We start from the raw sequence: 15,424 nt of genomic DNA, 5'->3' as shown, positions 1-15,424 counted from the left end.
TAGGATCATTTTCCACGTCTATGTTTCATGTGAAACTTTATTATTTTCTTACTAATTTTGGGCTAGACAACTACTGCCAATATATAGTTCATAGCATCAAACATAATTATGTTTCGAACTGATTTTATCCATAATATAACTAACGGTTGAAAAAAGAAGTAAAAACATTTGCTCTTCAGTTGATGTTAAGTAGGTTACAATTACTGCTATAAGGAATATGATTACATAGCCTAGCCATTGATTGTGCACTATATTCATAATCAATTTAGTACTATAATTACACGTAGCAATAAATGTTATCACATACAGTGCAATCACAATTATACTAGGTATTTCAAACTGGTAGTGCTTAACTATTTTTAAGCCTAACCCTAGCAGCACAATCATTGGAAATAGTGCAAAATAAATAAACTGACTACTTGGAATATCAATACTTTCTTTAAATTTTTCCATATTAAAATCTGGTTTATCTTTTTCTTGCATAAACAAAGTATTGATATGATTGATTTGTTGCATCGTACGCCTGATATATAAATAAAAAGGTACCATCATTATCATGAATAACACATTGATACTAATATACTGCAACCATGATTGTGTATTTATGAAGTCTTCAAGCCACACATCTAACTTGTGATTTAGACCAAACATGTAATAACAGCCTAGCGTAACGAATATAACTAACATCATGCTGTATTTACCTTTCATGGTTGTTCCTCCTTTAAATTTAAGGTGCGTCATAACACACTTTGAATCTTCATTACCTTCATGATTGCAGTCAATGCATATCGTTTCTATCAGCTGATTCGTCATTTATTATGCTGATTCATCTCTTTTGTCCATCTAAGTACAAAGACAATAACAACAACACCAAATATTGCCGCAAATAACCAATCTTGCTTTACAATAAAGACAATTGTCGAAATAACAAAAACCATGGCAATAAGCATTCTTAGTACATTTTTAGACATCGTTATCCTCCTTTGATGAGAGACTTTAGCTTAATCATATGCTTTATATCTAACGCTGAACATTTGAATTCAATATAAAGCATGTACTTTTCCATTTAAGTATAAGATATATGCAACTCGTATGTTGTGACTTAAATCATAATACATACAATTGTCATTTTATATTTACATAAATTACAAATAAAAATGGAAAGCATATTTTCAATCCCGTCAACTACTGACAATATAGCGTTTAGCGCCTAAAAAAATTATATCCTAGACTTATTTTAATCCCTATAGCTATGCGAATACCTCAGACAATTCAGTGGTGGTATAATGGGCAGCACTATCTTTAAACTTATGTATTGCGTGTCTCATGTATGTTTGCTGTTCATCTTTACTTAAACACTGCCAACCCAACCTTCTTCGCTCAATCCAACGACTAAACTTCCTTTAATAACACACCTTCACAGTAATATTGTAAAACCAATTACACCCTTTTCATAATAAGTCCACAAAATAATTTAAAGCTAAAAATCATACATATGTTAAATTAAAATTTTATTTTAACAATCCTTATATTTAAGAATTAGTTAAGAATTATTAATAGTTAGTTAATGTGATTTTGTATCTTTTCTTCGTATGATTAAGCATGTAAACATCACAAAGAAAGAAGGAATAGATTATGAAATTAAAAACTTTATTATTATCAACAGCACTTGCAACATCACTATTATTAGGCGCATGTGGAAATTCAAATCATGACAGTGATACAAAAAAAGATGAGAAAAAAACGGAAAGTCAAAAATCTAACCATACAACTGCAGAAAAAGGAATGTTTAAAGGAGAAAACAAAGAAACCGTTGAAGGAAAGGCAATGATTAAAGACAACAAATTAATGCTGACAGACTTCAAATCTTCAAAAGGACCAGACTTACATGTCTATTTAACAAAAAATGGTGATATTAAAACCGGTAAAAAAATCGATGCAGTTAAATATGATGAAAAAGAACAAACATTTGACTTAAAAGGCATCGATGTCAAAGCGTACGATACAGTAACGATTTATTGCGATAAAGCACATGTTGTATTTGGAAATGCCAAAATAAAATAACAACATCCTTTTAATAACATATAGATTAATCATACAACTGATGAGATAGACGTCTATCATTAAGGCATGCTATCTCATTTTTTAACAGCAAAGGAGACAAACACGATGACAAACACGATAACAAACGCCATGACAATGACATGGAAGATCATCATACTTTTACTTAGAATGGGCAGTGGTTTCGTTATACTAAAGCAAGGCTATGAAAAATTGACGGGAGGTTTTGCCGTTGATGGGCTTGTTCCCGTTATTAAAGAAAACCAAGATTCCCCAGAGTGGTATAAATACTTTTTTGAACATGTCGTCGCACATCATTTAGACCTATTTCAATGGATGATCCCCATTGGTGAAATCGCCATAGGTCTAGGCTTATTATTTGGCGTTCTATCTTATACAGCTAGCTTTTTCGGCACATTTGTGATGTTAAATTACATTCTCGCAGATATGATATTTACGTATCCATTACAACTATTTTTCTTTATAATATTATTAATGAATAAAGAAACATTACAATCTCTTGAATTAATGCATTTCTTTAAGAAAAAACAATCAAGGAATGATGTAAATGGAAAGAATCGCCATCATTGATGATGAACCTGATATTAGAGACATATGTAGAACATACTTTGAATTTGAAGGATATGAAGTGTTGACTGCTTCAAATGGTCAAGAAGCATTAGATTTGCTCGAACAAGACGTGGACTTATTTATTCTAGACATCATGATGCCAGAGAAAGATGGCTATGCCGTTATAAAAGAAATGAAGGCTAGACAATTAGATATTCCTTATATTTATCTTACCGCTAAGACAACAGAATCAGATACGATTTATGGCTTAATGTTGGGTGCAGACGATTATGTCAAGAAGCCCTTTAGCCCTAGAGAACTTGTAATTCGAGCTAAAAACATCTTATCTCGCACGGTTAAACATTCATCCGCACAAACACTATCTTTTGGGGCATTAACACTTGATAACTTAACTAAAACAGCGACAATTAACAACGAAACTATCACGCTTAGAATTAAAGAATTTGATTTACTTTGGTATCTTGCAACCCATGAAAATGTTGCATTATCTAAAACAGATTTACTCGAACAAGTATGGGGTTATGACTATTATGAGGATATGAACACGCTTAATGTTCATATTCATCGTTTGCGAGATAAATTAGAACAACATCACTATAAAGACTACATCATTTCCACTGTTTGGGGACTTGGTTATAAGTTCCACAGGGGGTATTAAATGACGATACGTAAACAACTTATTATCTCGTTTTTTACATCGATCACGTTTTCAACTCTATTTTTATTTGTACTCAATGAATTAATGTGGTTTGACATGGCGCAGACACTGCTACTTACGCTGTTCTCTCTTATTTCAAGTATGGTTACAATGATGATCGCTATGACTTTTTCAATACCCACCATTCATAAGATTGAAAAGTTAAACCATGAAACACAGAAAGTAGCCAATGGCAGCTTTGAAATAGAGCCATTAGATATTCAATCACCTTTAGAATTAAAAGAGTTAAATGATTCATTTGAAACCATGGTCACCAAAGTACGCGAGCAGATGGAACGCATTAAGAGTGAAGAAACTGAAAAAATTCATATGGTACAAAATTTAGCACATGATTTAAAAACCCCGTTAGCTACAATTAAATCGTATTCTGAAGCTTTAAAAGATGGTGTCATAAACACAGAAGAACGACAACAACATGCTTATAAAGTATTAATTTCCCAATCAGATAGATTAAGCCATATGTTTGATGATTTAACTACAATGATGACGGTAAGCGGCCATTCACAAGACCTTGGTTACTTACAAATCGATCAATTATTATTGCCAATCTTAGAAGCTTATCAGCAACAAATAGAACAGCAACATCGTGAACTTATTGTAGATGTAGAAAAAGGCATTCCTCGCTTCTTACAAGATGGAATGGCTATTGAAAGAATCTTATCAAATTTTTTAGATAATGCTCTAAAATTTTCTAAACTAGAAACACCTATTGTTGTCACTACTAAGACAGTCGATACGACGCATGTGTCGATTGCAGTCACTGATCAAGGCTGCGGTATCGCTGAGCACCATTTAAAACGCATATTTGAACGCACATATCGTATCGAGCACTCACGTAACCTCAAGAGTGGTGGCTCGGGTCTTGGATTATACATTGCTCAAATGCTTGCTCATCAAATTGATGGTCATATTACGGTGGATAGCAAGCTCAATGAAGGTACAACCATGACGCTAACTTTTAACACACACAAGAGTAAACTTAACTGATATGCTTAGAACTTTCACTAGCTTAGTTAGCAGCTGTTACAGGTACATTTATCTTTTTATTTAGACATCCTTTAGTATACCCGCACACAAACGTCAGTGTAACCTAACAACAGTTTGAGGCATAAATATAACGGATTAAAAAAAGAAGCCCATGGGTCTGGACATCATTATGTTTTAGACTATGAACGTTATATTGGCAGTAGTTGACTGGATTGAATATGCGCTTATACCAAGCTTTTTTCAATCCTAGTCAATCTTGCCTTCCGTTGTTTATGCTGGATGATGTATTGATTTAAAAGTAAATGCACCATCTTCATAGTCAAATTTTAAGATACAGCAGTTCGTAAATTTCATTTCACTTGCTTCCGCTAATGGTAAGCATGTATGCGTAAATAACGATAAAACATCCCCATGACTTACGACTACAACGTTATGCTTGTTCGTTTCATTAAGTATTTCTTGTAATGTATTAACTGTTCGTTGTTGTACTTCATCTGCCGTTTCTCCACCATAGTCTGCAAAGAATGAACCAAAATCTATCACACTATCATGTGGCGGATTTAACAGCTCAGACTCACCTTCATATATACCATAATTCCATTCTTTAATGCCTTTTAATCGTCGATAATTTTCATTAGGGAAAATAATTTCTAACGTATCCGAAGCACGTTCTTGCGTTGAAGAGAATAACTCATAGTCACTTAAATTTAATTGATTAAAGTATGTTTTGGCTAGCGCTGCTTGTTGTTTTCCTAAATCCGTTAATGGTGAATCAGATGCGCCTTGGATTTGACATTTTTTATTAAATATTGTTTGTCCATGTCTAATTAAATATAATGTTTTTTTCATATCAATACCCCTTTAAGTCCTATTTTTTATTTTAGTATCGCCCTATCTGTGTAAAAAATGCTTGATACCTAGTTTTTCAATCCAGATAGAACATAAAATACCTATCCACAATGCACTAAAGCTTAAACTTGTAACCAGTGGTTGTTGTCAAATTCAACATGATCTGGCTTAGCATAATCCGTAATCATATAATCTATTGCTTTAAAATCATTAATGACAAAAGATGCGTTATTATCACGTTTAGTACTATCTGCAACCAAGAAGGTTTCACTACTCTTCTGAAGCATCATGTTACTCACTAAAGCCTCTTCTAAATCATATTCATAAATTTGAGATGTATCAAAAGCGCCACAAGATAAAAATGCTTTATCAAATTTAAATTGTTGTAATACTTGATTTGTTAATGAACCACGTACAACATCTTGCTCTGTGTTGGATATTCCTGGAAGCATAATAATCTCTGCTTCGATACGTTGTTCCTCAACTGCTTTATTTAATTCCATAACTGTCATAAATGAATTTGTAACAAACGTACAATTTGATAGATGATTTAAATACTTGGGAATACGGCCTATCGTTGTTCCTCCATCTAGCACGATAATTTCTGCATTATTAATAAACTGAGCTGCTCGCATTGCTAAACGCTCTTTAACTTGCGCTTGCTTTTCCCATTTATTTGTATAAGACTGCTCTTTATTCAAATAGTTATATTTGACCGCACCACCATGTATTCTTGTCACTTTTTTATCTTCTTCGAGTGTTTCTAAATCTTTTCTAATGGTCTCTGGTGTAACTTCAAAATATAATGCTAAATCACTCACAAATACCTTTCCATGCGTAGCAATTCGCTCACAAATCACTTCAAGTCTCGATTTCTTTTTATACATGCAAATGAACTCCTATCTGTGCTAGTTTCATTTTCCAGTGTCCCTTATCCCATCTTCGAATGATTAATATAAAGCGCACACCTTCTTCAAAAATATTTATTAATATAATACCAATATATCCCCAGCCTAAGACAAATGCTGTAAGATATGATAGCGGAATTAACAAACACCAAGTTGTTATGACATTCACGCATACTGGATAGCGAACATCTCCAGCGACGTTAAGTATATCGACAATAAAGTTATTAATCGCTCTTATAGGCTCCAGTGCAATAAACAACATTAAATACGATAATGTTAAATGATACACACTGTCATCACCTGAGATATAGCGCCCCAGACTATAGAACACACCAACAACCGAAACCATAATGACTGCTGAACGCAACACATTGATGGCTAAACCCTTGTATACACTACGATGTAATACATTGAATTTCCTGCGCGCAATTAATTTCCCTAAATATATTTGACTAGCTAGGCTATATGCCATCGCAACGCAAAATGATACATTGCTAATAGCGACTGTTAGTGATTTAGCTGCCAGAACTTCGGTTCCTAACACCGCAATAAAGGCCGTCGTAATCGTCTGTGCAAAGTTATAAGAAATTTGTTCACCAGCACCTGGTAAACCCAGTAAAATTACTTTTTTAGTCATGAACATATTTAACTTTAAAAACTTTGCCTGTGGTTTATATTTTTTAATTAAATAATAGCCTCCATATAGCAATCCCAACAATCGACTCATCAGTGTGGCAACAGCTACAGCTAAAATAGGGTTACCTACATAATCTGTAAAGACAAACAAGATGCAACAACTTAATATGATATTGATGATATTAATACCTACTGTGATTTTAGCTGCAATGTTAGCCATATATAAAATTCTTAATATCGTGCTGACCAGCATCTGAGCTGTTGTAATAGCAAAACCAAGTAGTAAGATCACGCCAAATTGATACGTTAGTTCAAAAATGTCTTGTGAAACCTGCATAAGCATCAAAATCCAGCGATAACAAATAAGTGCAGTAATCCCAAGAAACGCTGAAAGCACTAAATTCAATGTCAGGCTATGATATAGTTCCGATTTAATCGCTGTCATATCCCGTTCCTTTTGATGTACTAAGCGAATAGAAACACCCACATGGACAATCGTAATCACAAAAGTCAACAGTGTTAGTATTTGGGTACTTATCCCTGATACTGCAATCGCTTTGGTATCATAAGCACTCAGCATAATCACGTCAGCTTGACCCATCAACATCATAAACAGTTGCTCTATTAAAATAGGAACATATATCTTTTGAAAACGAGATTTAGAAACACTGGTCATATTCTACAATCTTTGTTTCATATGGTTTGTTTGGTGATAATTCAATTAGACGCGCGCCCCTAGTAATATCACCATAGCAATGAAATCCGCTGATGCGACCATAATTTAAATGAATGCCATAATGATTGAAGCTAAAATCATTGTCATGATCATGACCACAAAACATGCCTTCAATATTGCCAGAATGCAACATTTGTGCGAAAAGTCCTGAGTTCATTGTTGGACAACCTATCTCCTCATTAAAAATACCATGATACAATTTAGTTTGTGAAATGGCTTGATATTCTGGTATAGGAATATGCGTAAACAACAAGTTATGCTTAGGCATGATTTGATCTTGTTGCTCATAATAGCGTTCTACTTCAGCAATCCATGCCACATGGTCTGGGTGAATATAAGCATATTGACCAATCGCAGTTGTGCTATAATCTCCGCCATCAATAACGTAAAGCAAATGTGATAACTGGTCATTGTCATATACTTCTAACACATATGCTTCTTTATCATTAACAATCTTCGAATGCTTCTTACATGCATAGTTGTTTGCAAGCTCGGCTTCAATTTGTCTTAAATCACTGCGACTTAAATGATTTTCTGTATCGTGATTACCAAATGTCGTCGCAATGCTAGTGTCAAATTGATTTAAAAATTCAATCAGATTTCGGTATACCTTTTCAGAATCCATCACACCTTGAGACCATATTTGATCACCCGTAAACATACATAAGTCTGGTTGATATGTGGTAATGAGTTGTTCAAGCAATTGATACGTCTGTTGATCTTTGTCATTATTTTTCGGACTTAAATGTAAATCTGTAAATTGCATGATTTTGAATTTTGACATTGTCTATACTCCTTTATTCTTTGGTCGAACCGATATTAACACCTTTAACAAAGTGTTTTTGGACAAACGGGAAAAGTAACAGTACAGGAATAATTAGCAACACAATCATTGCCATTTGTAGTGAGTCCCCTGTAATCGTAATGCGCTCAATCATTTGATATGCACCTGACTTTTGTTTCAACGCATTGGCGATAGAATCCTGGCTCGTCAACATATCTTGTAAGACGGTTGCCAATGGCTTTAACTGCGGATTTCTAACAAAGAATGCACCTGTAAACCAATCATTCCACTGACTTACCGCATTAAAGAGTGTAATTGTCGCAATAACAGGTTTACTCATCGGCAAGATGATTTTCCAAAATATTTGCCAATCATTACAGCCATCTATACGTGCCGCTTCAATCACACTAATTGGGATTTGATTGAAGAATGTACGCATGATTAAAATATTATACACGCTGTATAGCGATGGAATAATATAAACCCAAAATGTATCTGTCAGGCTTAGTTGATTCAATAAGATATATAATGGCACTACACCTGCACTGAATAACATCGTAAAGACTAAGAAAAAAGAAATTGTTCTTCTAAACGGTAGCGACTTAATCGTTAATGCATATGCAGCCATAGCGGTTAATATAACGCTAAGCACTGTACCAATAATCGTTTTAGCCAAACTAATAAACAACGCATTCAAAATGGTTCCTTGTTTAAATATTTCCTTAAAATTATCTAATGAGAACTGACGCGGCCAAAAGGTAATACCACCCTTTTGTGCATCAGCCCCACTATTGAAAGCTAATGCAATAATATTAATCATCGGCAACAGAATTGATAATGCAAGGGTAATAATAATCACCCAAGAAATACTGCGAATAATAATACTGCTCCAATCTCGCTTGATTTTCATTCATTGTCATCCTTTAGAATCGTATTTTTTCGCCATTTTTTATTTTCTTTTCAATCATTTTTTCAAATTCTGGGAGACCAGCTTGGTCTAATTTCTTTTTCGCATCTGCTAAAATTCGTTCAGACTCTTTGTCAGTTTTAGCATAATACGCGCGTTTTAAAGATTCATCGTATTCATCCAAGGCTATTTCCAATTCTTCACCTTTATCAAACTTTGGTAAGAAGGATTTAACTGTTAAACCATCAATAACTTTTGCATGCTTTAATTTTTCATCATAATGCCATGATTCGGCCATTTTCTCTGGATTTGTTTTACCTTGTTTTTTTCGAGCATTGTCGCCATACTCTCTTTCACCAAAATCATCTAGATTATCTACATCGGTAAGTCCTAAGTGGTCAGCCCAGTATGAACCTGCACCACGGAAACCTCTTTTTTTCGCTTGATCTGGATGTTCATCTATTTCTTTTAACACTTCTTTTTTCACAACAGGGTTGCCTTTTTTGTCTAAATTATAATCGCGTCCCTTAATACCATATTCACCTAATAATTTCCCTTCACGACTGGCTAAGAAATCCGCTAACTTCACTACATCTTCAGGGTGTTTTGTACTTTTAGGAATTGACCAACCGCCATATCCTGATTTATAAGACATTTCCATTTGGTACTTTCCTTTAACCGTGTTTAAAGGCCCTAGCGGAATGTATTTCATACTTTGGTTTTCAGTCACGTAATTGTGCAAATCTGACACAATGCCCCATGAACCATTTACAAGCCCTTCTTTAGCTTGGTTTTCAGACATAGTATAAAAGGCTTTATGCATCAATCCTTCATCCATTAATGACTTCACATATTTTACACGTTTCATACCATAATCTGTATCTGATTCATGTTTCACCTTATCATGATCTATTTGGAACTTTTCATCTGCCCCACCAGTCCATACTAAGTCGTTATAAAAAGCCGTACGATCACTACCGCCCCATGCTGTAGGTCCTATAGGTGTAATTTCTTTACCATTGTCATCTTTGAAGTGATGATTTTTAATTTTTTCAGCTAATGCTTTCATGTCTTTTGATGTTTTAATAGAGCTTGGATCTAAATTTAGTTGTTCTGCAATATCTTTACGAATATAAGGACCGCCAACTACTTTTCTGCCTGGATCACCTGGTTTACGGTTAATACCCATATGCACAAAATACGTCCCGTCTAAATCTTTAGGAAACATAATATTGTCACGCGTATCTTTAGGTAAATAATCTTTCTTTAAGTACTTTTTATACACATTTGTATCTTTGAGTAATGGTTTTAAATCTGTTAATTGCCCTTGTTTCGCAGCTTTATTTAATACTTTCATTTCTGGACGACCACTATTATCTAAATAATACACAATGAAATCTGGTAAATCTCCAGAAGCTAAACCAGAAGTTAGCGCTTCTGTAGAGTCATTTCCCGATGCCGTTTGTAATTCAAGCGTAATACCAGTCTTCTTTTTTAATTCTTTTTCAATTTCTTTATTCATTTCTGGTGACACGTCATTCTTACTTTGAAAGACGAGCCCTTTTAGTTTGCGATCTGCAATCCATGTTTTAGGTTTTCCTTTAGCGTCTGCGCGTCGTTTCTCTTCATCTTCATCTTTGCCACAAGCAGTCACAAATACAAGTAGTAACACCAATAATAAAATACTCAATTTTTTTATATGTTTCATTGTCTTCTCCTTAATATAATGATGTGTTGAATTTTCTATCTGCAAAACGATTCACTACAATGACCAAAATCAAGCCAATCACACCTTGTAACAAACCAATTGCTATTGAATAACTGAAATCCCCTTGCTGAATACCAGTACGAATCACGAAAGTATCCAAAATTTCTGCGTATTTTGCATTACCAGGTGTTTTTAATAAGTAGATTTGATCAAAACCAGCTTTCAAAATATCCCCTAACGATAAGATGAATAAAATAATAATCGTCGGTGTCAACATCGGTAGTGTGATATGAATAATTTGCTGCCAACGATTAGCGCCATCAATTTTAGCTGATTCATAAATTTCAGGATTGATTCCCATTATGGCAGCAAAATAAATGATAGAGTCCCAACCCACGTTCTTCCATAAATAACTTGAAAACATAATTGTATGGAAATATTCAGGATTCATCATAAAGAATGTAGCGCCATTGCCACCAAATTGCTGAATTAATTGATTAATCAATCCACTATCAGGCGCGAGTACTTTTTGAAAAATACCAACAACAACAACCCAAGATAAGAAATGTGGAATATACATGACCCCTTGGAATAAGCCACGGAAGCGTCCTAACTTCTTCGTATGTGAGATTTCATTAAACATAATTGCCAGAGCAATCGGAAATGGCAAAGCGAGTACTAATTTCATTCCACTGATAATTAAGGTATTGATAATAATTTGGTAGCTTTGAGAATCAGAGAAAAATCGCTTGAAATATTTGAAACCTTCCCATTGTCCACCGAAAATCGTCGTATCAAAACGGAATTCTTTAAAAGCTAAGACCAACCCTGCCATTGGAATATAATTGAAAATTAGAAAAAAGAGGAGGCAAGGAAGCAACATAAGATACAATACTTTATGCTGCCAAATACGTTGTAGCAAAGTCACTTTATGCTGCTTAACTGGGTGTGCATGATTGACGTGTAGCGTTTCTTTCACTGTACTTACTCCAATCTGTTTGTTTTGTTATATACTGACTGTTTCTGAATTCATCGCTTGCTGCTGAGGCGTAACTAAGTCACCTGTTTCACGATCAAATAAATGACAGTCTGCTAATTGCATCCCTAAATGAATGGTTTCCCCTGGCTTTAAGTCCATTTGATTATCAGTAGAAACAACGATATGTGTTTCCCCATTCACGCAATGAATTAATTTTGTAGCGCCAATTAGTTCTACTAACGTCACCTGCCAATCTGGCAATTGTAATTCATAGTCTTTTAACGCAGCGCTTTCAGTAGAAAATTGAATATTTTCAGAACGAATACCTAAATTTAAAGCATTATGCTCAAATACTCCCAATACTTGAGCATCAACAACAGGTTGTTGATTGAACAACCAACTTTGATCTTTAATGTCTAACGGAATCATATTCATTGTTGGATTTCCAATAAATGTGGCAACAAACTGATTAATAGGATGATGATAAATCTCTTCAGGCGACCCAACTTGTTGAATCACACCATCCTTTAATAACACAATTTTAGTAGCCATTGTCATCGCTTCTGTTTGATCATGCGTGACATAAATTGTAGTAGCACCCATTTTCTTATGTAGCTTAATAATTTCCGTTCGCATATGCGTTCTTAACTTTGCATCTAAATTAGATAAAGGTTCATCCATTAAAAAGATTTTCGCATCACGGACAATCGCACGGCCAAGTGCTACACGTTGACGTTGACCACCTGAGAGTGCTTTTGGTTTCCTATCTAACAAATGACTAATTTCTAATATTTTCGCTGCATCTTGAATACGTTGATCGTATTCCTTTTTATGAATGCCGCGCATTTTCAATCCAAATGCCAAATTCTTGTACACAGACATATGCGGATATAACGCATAGTTTTGAAACACCATTGCAATACCACGATCTTTAGGTTGAACTTGATTTAATAACTGATCGTCTACATAAATCTCACCTTCACTAATTTCCTCTAATCCAGCAATCATACGTAATGTTGTAGATTTGCCACATCCAGAGGGCCCTACAAAAACAACAAACTCTTGATCATCAACTTCTAGGTTAAAATCTTTAACTGCATAATGATTCCCGTCATAAACTTTGTTCAAATGTTTGAGCGTTATCATATTTTCACTCCTTAAATGATCTTACAGTTAAATTCTAGAATGCTTTTGTTAATTAAATATATTTGTTTGATAAAAAAAGATTAAAGTCCAAATTTTTGATTATAAATTTTCAAAAATATTCATCTTACGAACCATTGAAATAACAGAAAAAATATCTATTTTTAAAACAAAGATTATTCAAAAATATTTACACTAGAATAATAAAATTCACATAACACTAACAAAATATATTGAAAACCCCGTTGCCACTCATCAACTTGCGTCCTCACAATTATTTGGAAATAAGACAAACATAGAAAAGCCCTTTCATCTTGACCATCAAAAATAAATAACGTAATCATGATGGACTGTTTTGACCACTTAGGTTCAATGTTCGATACTTTTGTCCTTAAGTTTGTAAATGTTTTTTTAATAATGAATTGGGATATATCACTTGTGAAATAAAAAATAATTAAGGAGTGTCTAATCATGTATAAAATTGCAATCGCGGGCGCAGGTGCCATGGGTGGACGAATTGGCGTTTCCTTAAAACAAGCTGGCTATGATGTCACGTTAATCGATGATTGGCAAGAACACGTCAATTGCATCAATGAAAATGGTATGGAAGTCCAAACAGAGATGGATACTTATACTGTCAATATTCCAGCAGTTCTAACTAAAGATGTATCAGGACAATTTGATTTAATTATCATCTTAACGAAAGCCATGCAATCTGAAAAAATGTTACAGCATTTACAAGAAGCTAATACAATTCACAAAGATACAGCAATACTAAGCATGATGAATGGGTTAGGTCACGAAGAACGCTTATCTAAATTAGTGCCATTATCTCAAATTTATCTAGCCGTAACGATGTGGACAGCAGGTTTAAGAGGCCCAGGACAGCTACTTTTAGAAGGTGAAGGTGCCATTGATTTACAACGTGCAGATGGCGAAAAAGATTCTCGAACTGAAGTTATATTAAACATGCTCAATACATCTGGCTTAAATGCACAAATCAGTTCTGACGTCTTCAAATCCATTTGGTCTAAAGCAACTTTGAATAGCGTGTTAAATCCTTTATGTACCATTTTAGATAAAACGATTTATGAATTTGGCTGTTATGAAGATGCGCAAGATATGATTACGCCAATTGTTGACGAGATTATATCGGTAGGACAGGCAAAACATATTGACTTAAATCGACAAACGCTCTTAGACAAAATTGAAGCCTCTTATCCAAAAGAAGCACAGGGCCTACATTACCCTTCAATGCATCAAGATTATAATAACGGCCGCTTAACAGAAATCGACTATCTTAATGGTCAAATCGTTGAATATGGTAAAGTATTTAATATTCCTACACCTACAAATGCATTAATCACCCATCTTATTCACCAATTAGAAATGAAAAATCACTAACGATACCTATTCCTTGGCGATTGATTGCAGTCAAATCATTGCAGTTCATAATACAACTCACAATGCTTGTTCCTTTCTCTCTGTTGAGGGCCTACCCCAACTTGCTTTGCTTGTAGAATTTCTTGTTGAAATTCTCTCTGTTGGGGCCCCACCCCAACTTGCTTTGCTTGTGGAATTTCTTGTTGAAATTCTCTCTGTTGGGGCCCCACCCCAACTTGCTTTATCCGTTGGGCTTGGAACATGTTTTAAGCTGTGAACTAAATATTGGCAGTAGTTGACTGGATTGAAAATACGCTTATACCAAGCTTTTTTCAATTCTAGTCAACCTTGCCGGGGCGGGACTACGAATTCATTATGAATACTGTTCCGCTCCCTCTCTGTTGGGGCCTACCCCAACTTCCTTTGCTTGTGGAATTTCTTGTCGAAATTCTCTCTGTTGAGCCCCCCACCCCAGCTTCTTTTGTTAGAAGAAACTGGTTTAGTCGATTTTTTTGTGCTATATTATTGTTGTTATATACTTGCAAATGCAACAATTTTATTAGGGGGTTGTTATGTGGAAGATATTTTAAGAGATATCGGTGTTATTGCTAGAGCACTGGATTCTATTAGCAATATTGAATTTAAAGAAATTGATCTTACTAAAGGGCAGTTTATTTATTTGACTAGAATATGTGAAAATCCTGGAATTATCCAAGAAAAATTAGCTGAAATGTTAAAAATTGATCGCACTACGGCTTCTAGAGCTATTAAAAATCTCGAAAAAAATCATATGATTGTAAAGAAAAATGATGCTACTAATAAAAAGAACAAATTGCTATTCCCAACCGAAAAGGGTAAATCACTTTATCCATTCATTATTAGAGAAAACAATCATTCAAATGCCGTTGCATTACAAGGTTTTTCCCAGAAAGAAATTACTGATTTATCACTGGCATTAAAAAGAGTAAAACAAAACATATCTGAAGATTGGTCCAAAGTAAAAAAGGGTTACAAAAGAAAGTATTAGTTAAGGG

At 34.4% G+C, this 15,424-nt stretch carries 16 protein-coding genes; 6 read left to right on the top strand and 10 right to left on the bottom strand.

Translation table 11 applies throughout. From position 1 onward, the window contains the following. Positions 1-96 precede the first annotated feature (96 nt). Positions 97-708, bottom strand: coding sequence for a hypothetical protein (locus tag AL499_RS07315; protein WP_002491984.1), 612 nt, complete (start codon positions 706-708; stop codon positions 97-99). A 101-nt stretch (positions 709-809) separates the two neighbouring features. Then, on the bottom strand, positions 810-971 hold the full coding sequence (locus AL499_RS12665; protein ID WP_002460879.1) for a hypothetical protein: 162 nt from the start codon (positions 969-971) through the stop codon (positions 810-812). Positions 972-1,635: 664 nt separating this feature from the next. On the opposite strand from AL499_RS12665, the gene AL499_RS07310 reads away from it, so the two are divergent. The 4 genes from AL499_RS07310 to AL499_RS07295 all read left to right on the top strand — a co-directional run bounded on the left by AL499_RS07310 (position 1,636) and on the right by AL499_RS07295 (position 4,357). Then, a complete protein-coding gene (locus tag AL499_RS07310; RefSeq protein ID WP_002479118.1) occupies positions 1,636-2,064 on the top strand; it encodes a DM13 domain-containing protein in 429 nt (142 codons plus the stop codon). 129 nt (positions 2,065-2,193) lie between these two features. After that, positions 2,194-2,652 (top strand): DoxX family membrane protein, encoded by a 459-nt coding sequence (locus tag AL499_RS07305; RefSeq protein WP_037540730.1) that lies wholly within the window; start codon positions 2,194-2,196, stop codon positions 2,650-2,652. After that, complete coding sequence (locus tag AL499_RS07300; RefSeq protein ID WP_002479120.1) at positions 2,630-3,310, top strand: response regulator transcription factor; 681 nt, start codon at positions 2,630-2,632, stop codon at positions 3,308-3,310. The genes AL499_RS07305 and AL499_RS07300 overlap by 23 nt, the downstream gene beginning before the upstream one ends. Next, on the top strand, positions 3,311-4,357 hold the full coding sequence (locus tag AL499_RS07295; RefSeq protein ID WP_002491979.1) for a sensor histidine kinase: 1,047 nt from the start codon (positions 3,311-3,313) through the stop codon (positions 4,355-4,357). It begins immediately after the preceding gene. Between the two features lie 270 nt (positions 4,358-4,627). On the opposite strand, the gene AL499_RS07290 is transcribed toward AL499_RS07295, so the two are convergent. The 8 genes from AL499_RS07290 to AL499_RS07255 form a co-directional block, all read right to left on the bottom strand. Further along, entirely contained in the window at positions 4,628-5,206 is a 579-nt protein-coding gene (locus tag AL499_RS07290; protein WP_002460886.1) for a histidine phosphatase family protein, read from the bottom strand. A 122-nt stretch (positions 5,207-5,328) separates the two neighbouring features. Continuing rightward, on the bottom strand, positions 5,329-6,093 hold the full coding sequence (locus AL499_RS07285; protein ID WP_002460887.1) for a DeoR/GlpR family DNA-binding transcription regulator: 765 nt from the start codon (positions 6,091-6,093) through the stop codon (positions 5,329-5,331). Further along, complete coding sequence (locus AL499_RS07280; RefSeq protein WP_002491949.1) at positions 6,086-7,426, bottom strand: MATE family efflux transporter; 1,341 nt, start codon at positions 7,424-7,426, stop codon at positions 6,086-6,088. The genes AL499_RS07285 and AL499_RS07280 overlap by 8 nt, the downstream gene beginning before the upstream one ends. Next, complete coding sequence (locus AL499_RS07275) at positions 7,410-8,270, bottom strand: metallophosphoesterase family protein (RefSeq protein ID WP_002460889.1); 861 nt, start codon at positions 8,268-8,270, stop codon at positions 7,410-7,412. Before AL499_RS07275 ends, AL499_RS07280 begins: the two co-directional genes overlap by 17 nt. A gap of 13 nt (positions 8,271-8,283) precedes the next feature. Next, the gene (locus tag AL499_RS07270) at positions 8,284-9,180 is read right to left on the bottom strand and encodes a carbohydrate ABC transporter permease (protein WP_002460890.1); all 897 of its coding nucleotides are present in this window, start codon (positions 9,178-9,180) and stop codon (positions 8,284-8,286) included. A gap of 13 nt (positions 9,181-9,193) precedes the next feature. Further along, the gene (locus AL499_RS07265) at positions 9,194-10,885 is read right to left on the bottom strand and encodes an extracellular solute-binding protein (protein WP_002491962.1); all 1,692 of its coding nucleotides are present in this window, start codon (positions 10,883-10,885) and stop codon (positions 9,194-9,196) included. Between the two features lie 10 nt (positions 10,886-10,895). After that, positions 10,896-11,864, bottom strand: coding sequence for an ABC transporter permease (locus AL499_RS07260; protein ID WP_002479125.1), 969 nt, complete (start codon positions 11,862-11,864; stop codon positions 10,896-10,898). 27 nt (positions 11,865-11,891) lie between these two features. Beyond that, positions 11,892-13,010, bottom strand: coding sequence for an ABC transporter ATP-binding protein (locus tag AL499_RS07255; RefSeq protein ID WP_002491959.1), 1,119 nt, complete (start codon positions 13,008-13,010; stop codon positions 11,892-11,894). Positions 13,011-13,478: 468 nt separating this feature from the next. Between AL499_RS07255 and AL499_RS07250 the strand changes: the two genes are divergently transcribed. Both AL499_RS07250 and AL499_RS07240 read left to right on the top strand, forming a co-directional pair. Next, entirely contained in the window at positions 13,479-14,411 is a 933-nt protein-coding gene (locus tag AL499_RS07250) for a ketopantoate reductase family protein (protein WP_002479127.1), read from the top strand. 553 nt (positions 14,412-14,964) lie between these two features. After that, entirely contained in the window at positions 14,965-15,417 is a 453-nt protein-coding gene (locus AL499_RS07240; RefSeq protein WP_002479128.1) for a MarR family winged helix-turn-helix transcriptional regulator, read from the top strand. Positions 15,418-15,424: the final 7 nt, after the last annotated feature.

It is taken from the genome of Staphylococcus lugdunensis (assembly GCF_001558775.1).
Classification (GTDB): Bacteria; Bacillota; Bacilli; order Staphylococcales; family Staphylococcaceae; genus Staphylococcus; species Staphylococcus lugdunensis.
The sequence above is the reverse complement of the archived record's forward strand: the minus strand, read 5'-3'. Positions and strand labels throughout refer to the sequence as shown.

What these genes read in the sequence shown, in the direction of transcription:
- AL499_RS07275 (WP_002460889.1), bottom strand. Translation starts at nt 8,270, where the DNA reads ATGTCAAAATTCAAAATCATGCAATTTACAGATTTACATTTAAGTCCG.
- AL499_RS07280 (WP_002491949.1), bottom strand. Translation starts at nt 7,426, where the DNA reads ATGACCAGTGTTTCTAAATCTCGTTTTCAAAAGATATATGTTCCTATT.
- AL499_RS07285 (WP_002460887.1), bottom strand. Translation starts at nt 6,093, where the DNA reads ATGTATAAAAAGAAATCGAGACTTGAAGTGATTTGTGAGCGAATTGCT.
- AL499_RS12665 (WP_002460879.1), bottom strand. Translation starts at nt 971, where the DNA reads ATGTCTAAAAATGTACTAAGAATGCTTATTGCCATGGTTTTTGTTATT.
- AL499_RS07290 (WP_002460886.1), bottom strand. Translation starts at nt 5,206, where the DNA reads ATGAAAAAAACATTATATTTAATTAGACATGGACAAACAATATTTAAT.
- AL499_RS07295 (WP_002491979.1), top strand. Translation starts at nt 3,311, where the DNA reads ATGACGATACGTAAACAACTTATTATCTCGTTTTTTACATCGATCACG.
- AL499_RS07310 (WP_002479118.1), top strand. Translation starts at nt 1,636, where the DNA reads ATGAAATTAAAAACTTTATTATTATCAACAGCACTTGCAACATCACTA.
- AL499_RS07265 (WP_002491962.1), bottom strand. Translation starts at nt 10,885, where the DNA reads ATGAAACATATAAAAAAATTGAGTATTTTATTATTGGTGTTACTACTT.
- AL499_RS07270 (WP_002460890.1), bottom strand. Translation starts at nt 9,180, where the DNA reads ATGAAAATCAAGCGAGATTGGAGCAGTATTATTATTCGCAGTATTTCT.
- AL499_RS07305 (WP_037540730.1), top strand. Translation starts at nt 2,194, where the DNA reads ATGACAATGACATGGAAGATCATCATACTTTTACTTAGAATGGGCAGT.
- AL499_RS07250 (WP_002479127.1), top strand. Translation starts at nt 13,479, where the DNA reads ATGTATAAAATTGCAATCGCGGGCGCAGGTGCCATGGGTGGACGAATT.
- AL499_RS07255 (WP_002491959.1), bottom strand. Translation starts at nt 13,010, where the DNA reads ATGATAACGCTCAAACATTTGAACAAAGTTTATGACGGGAATCATTAT.
- AL499_RS07315 (WP_002491984.1), bottom strand. Translation starts at nt 708, where the DNA reads ATGAAAGGTAAATACAGCATGATGTTAGTTATATTCGTTACGCTAGGC.
- AL499_RS07300 (WP_002479120.1), top strand. Translation starts at nt 2,630, where the DNA reads ATGGAAAGAATCGCCATCATTGATGATGAACCTGATATTAGAGACATA.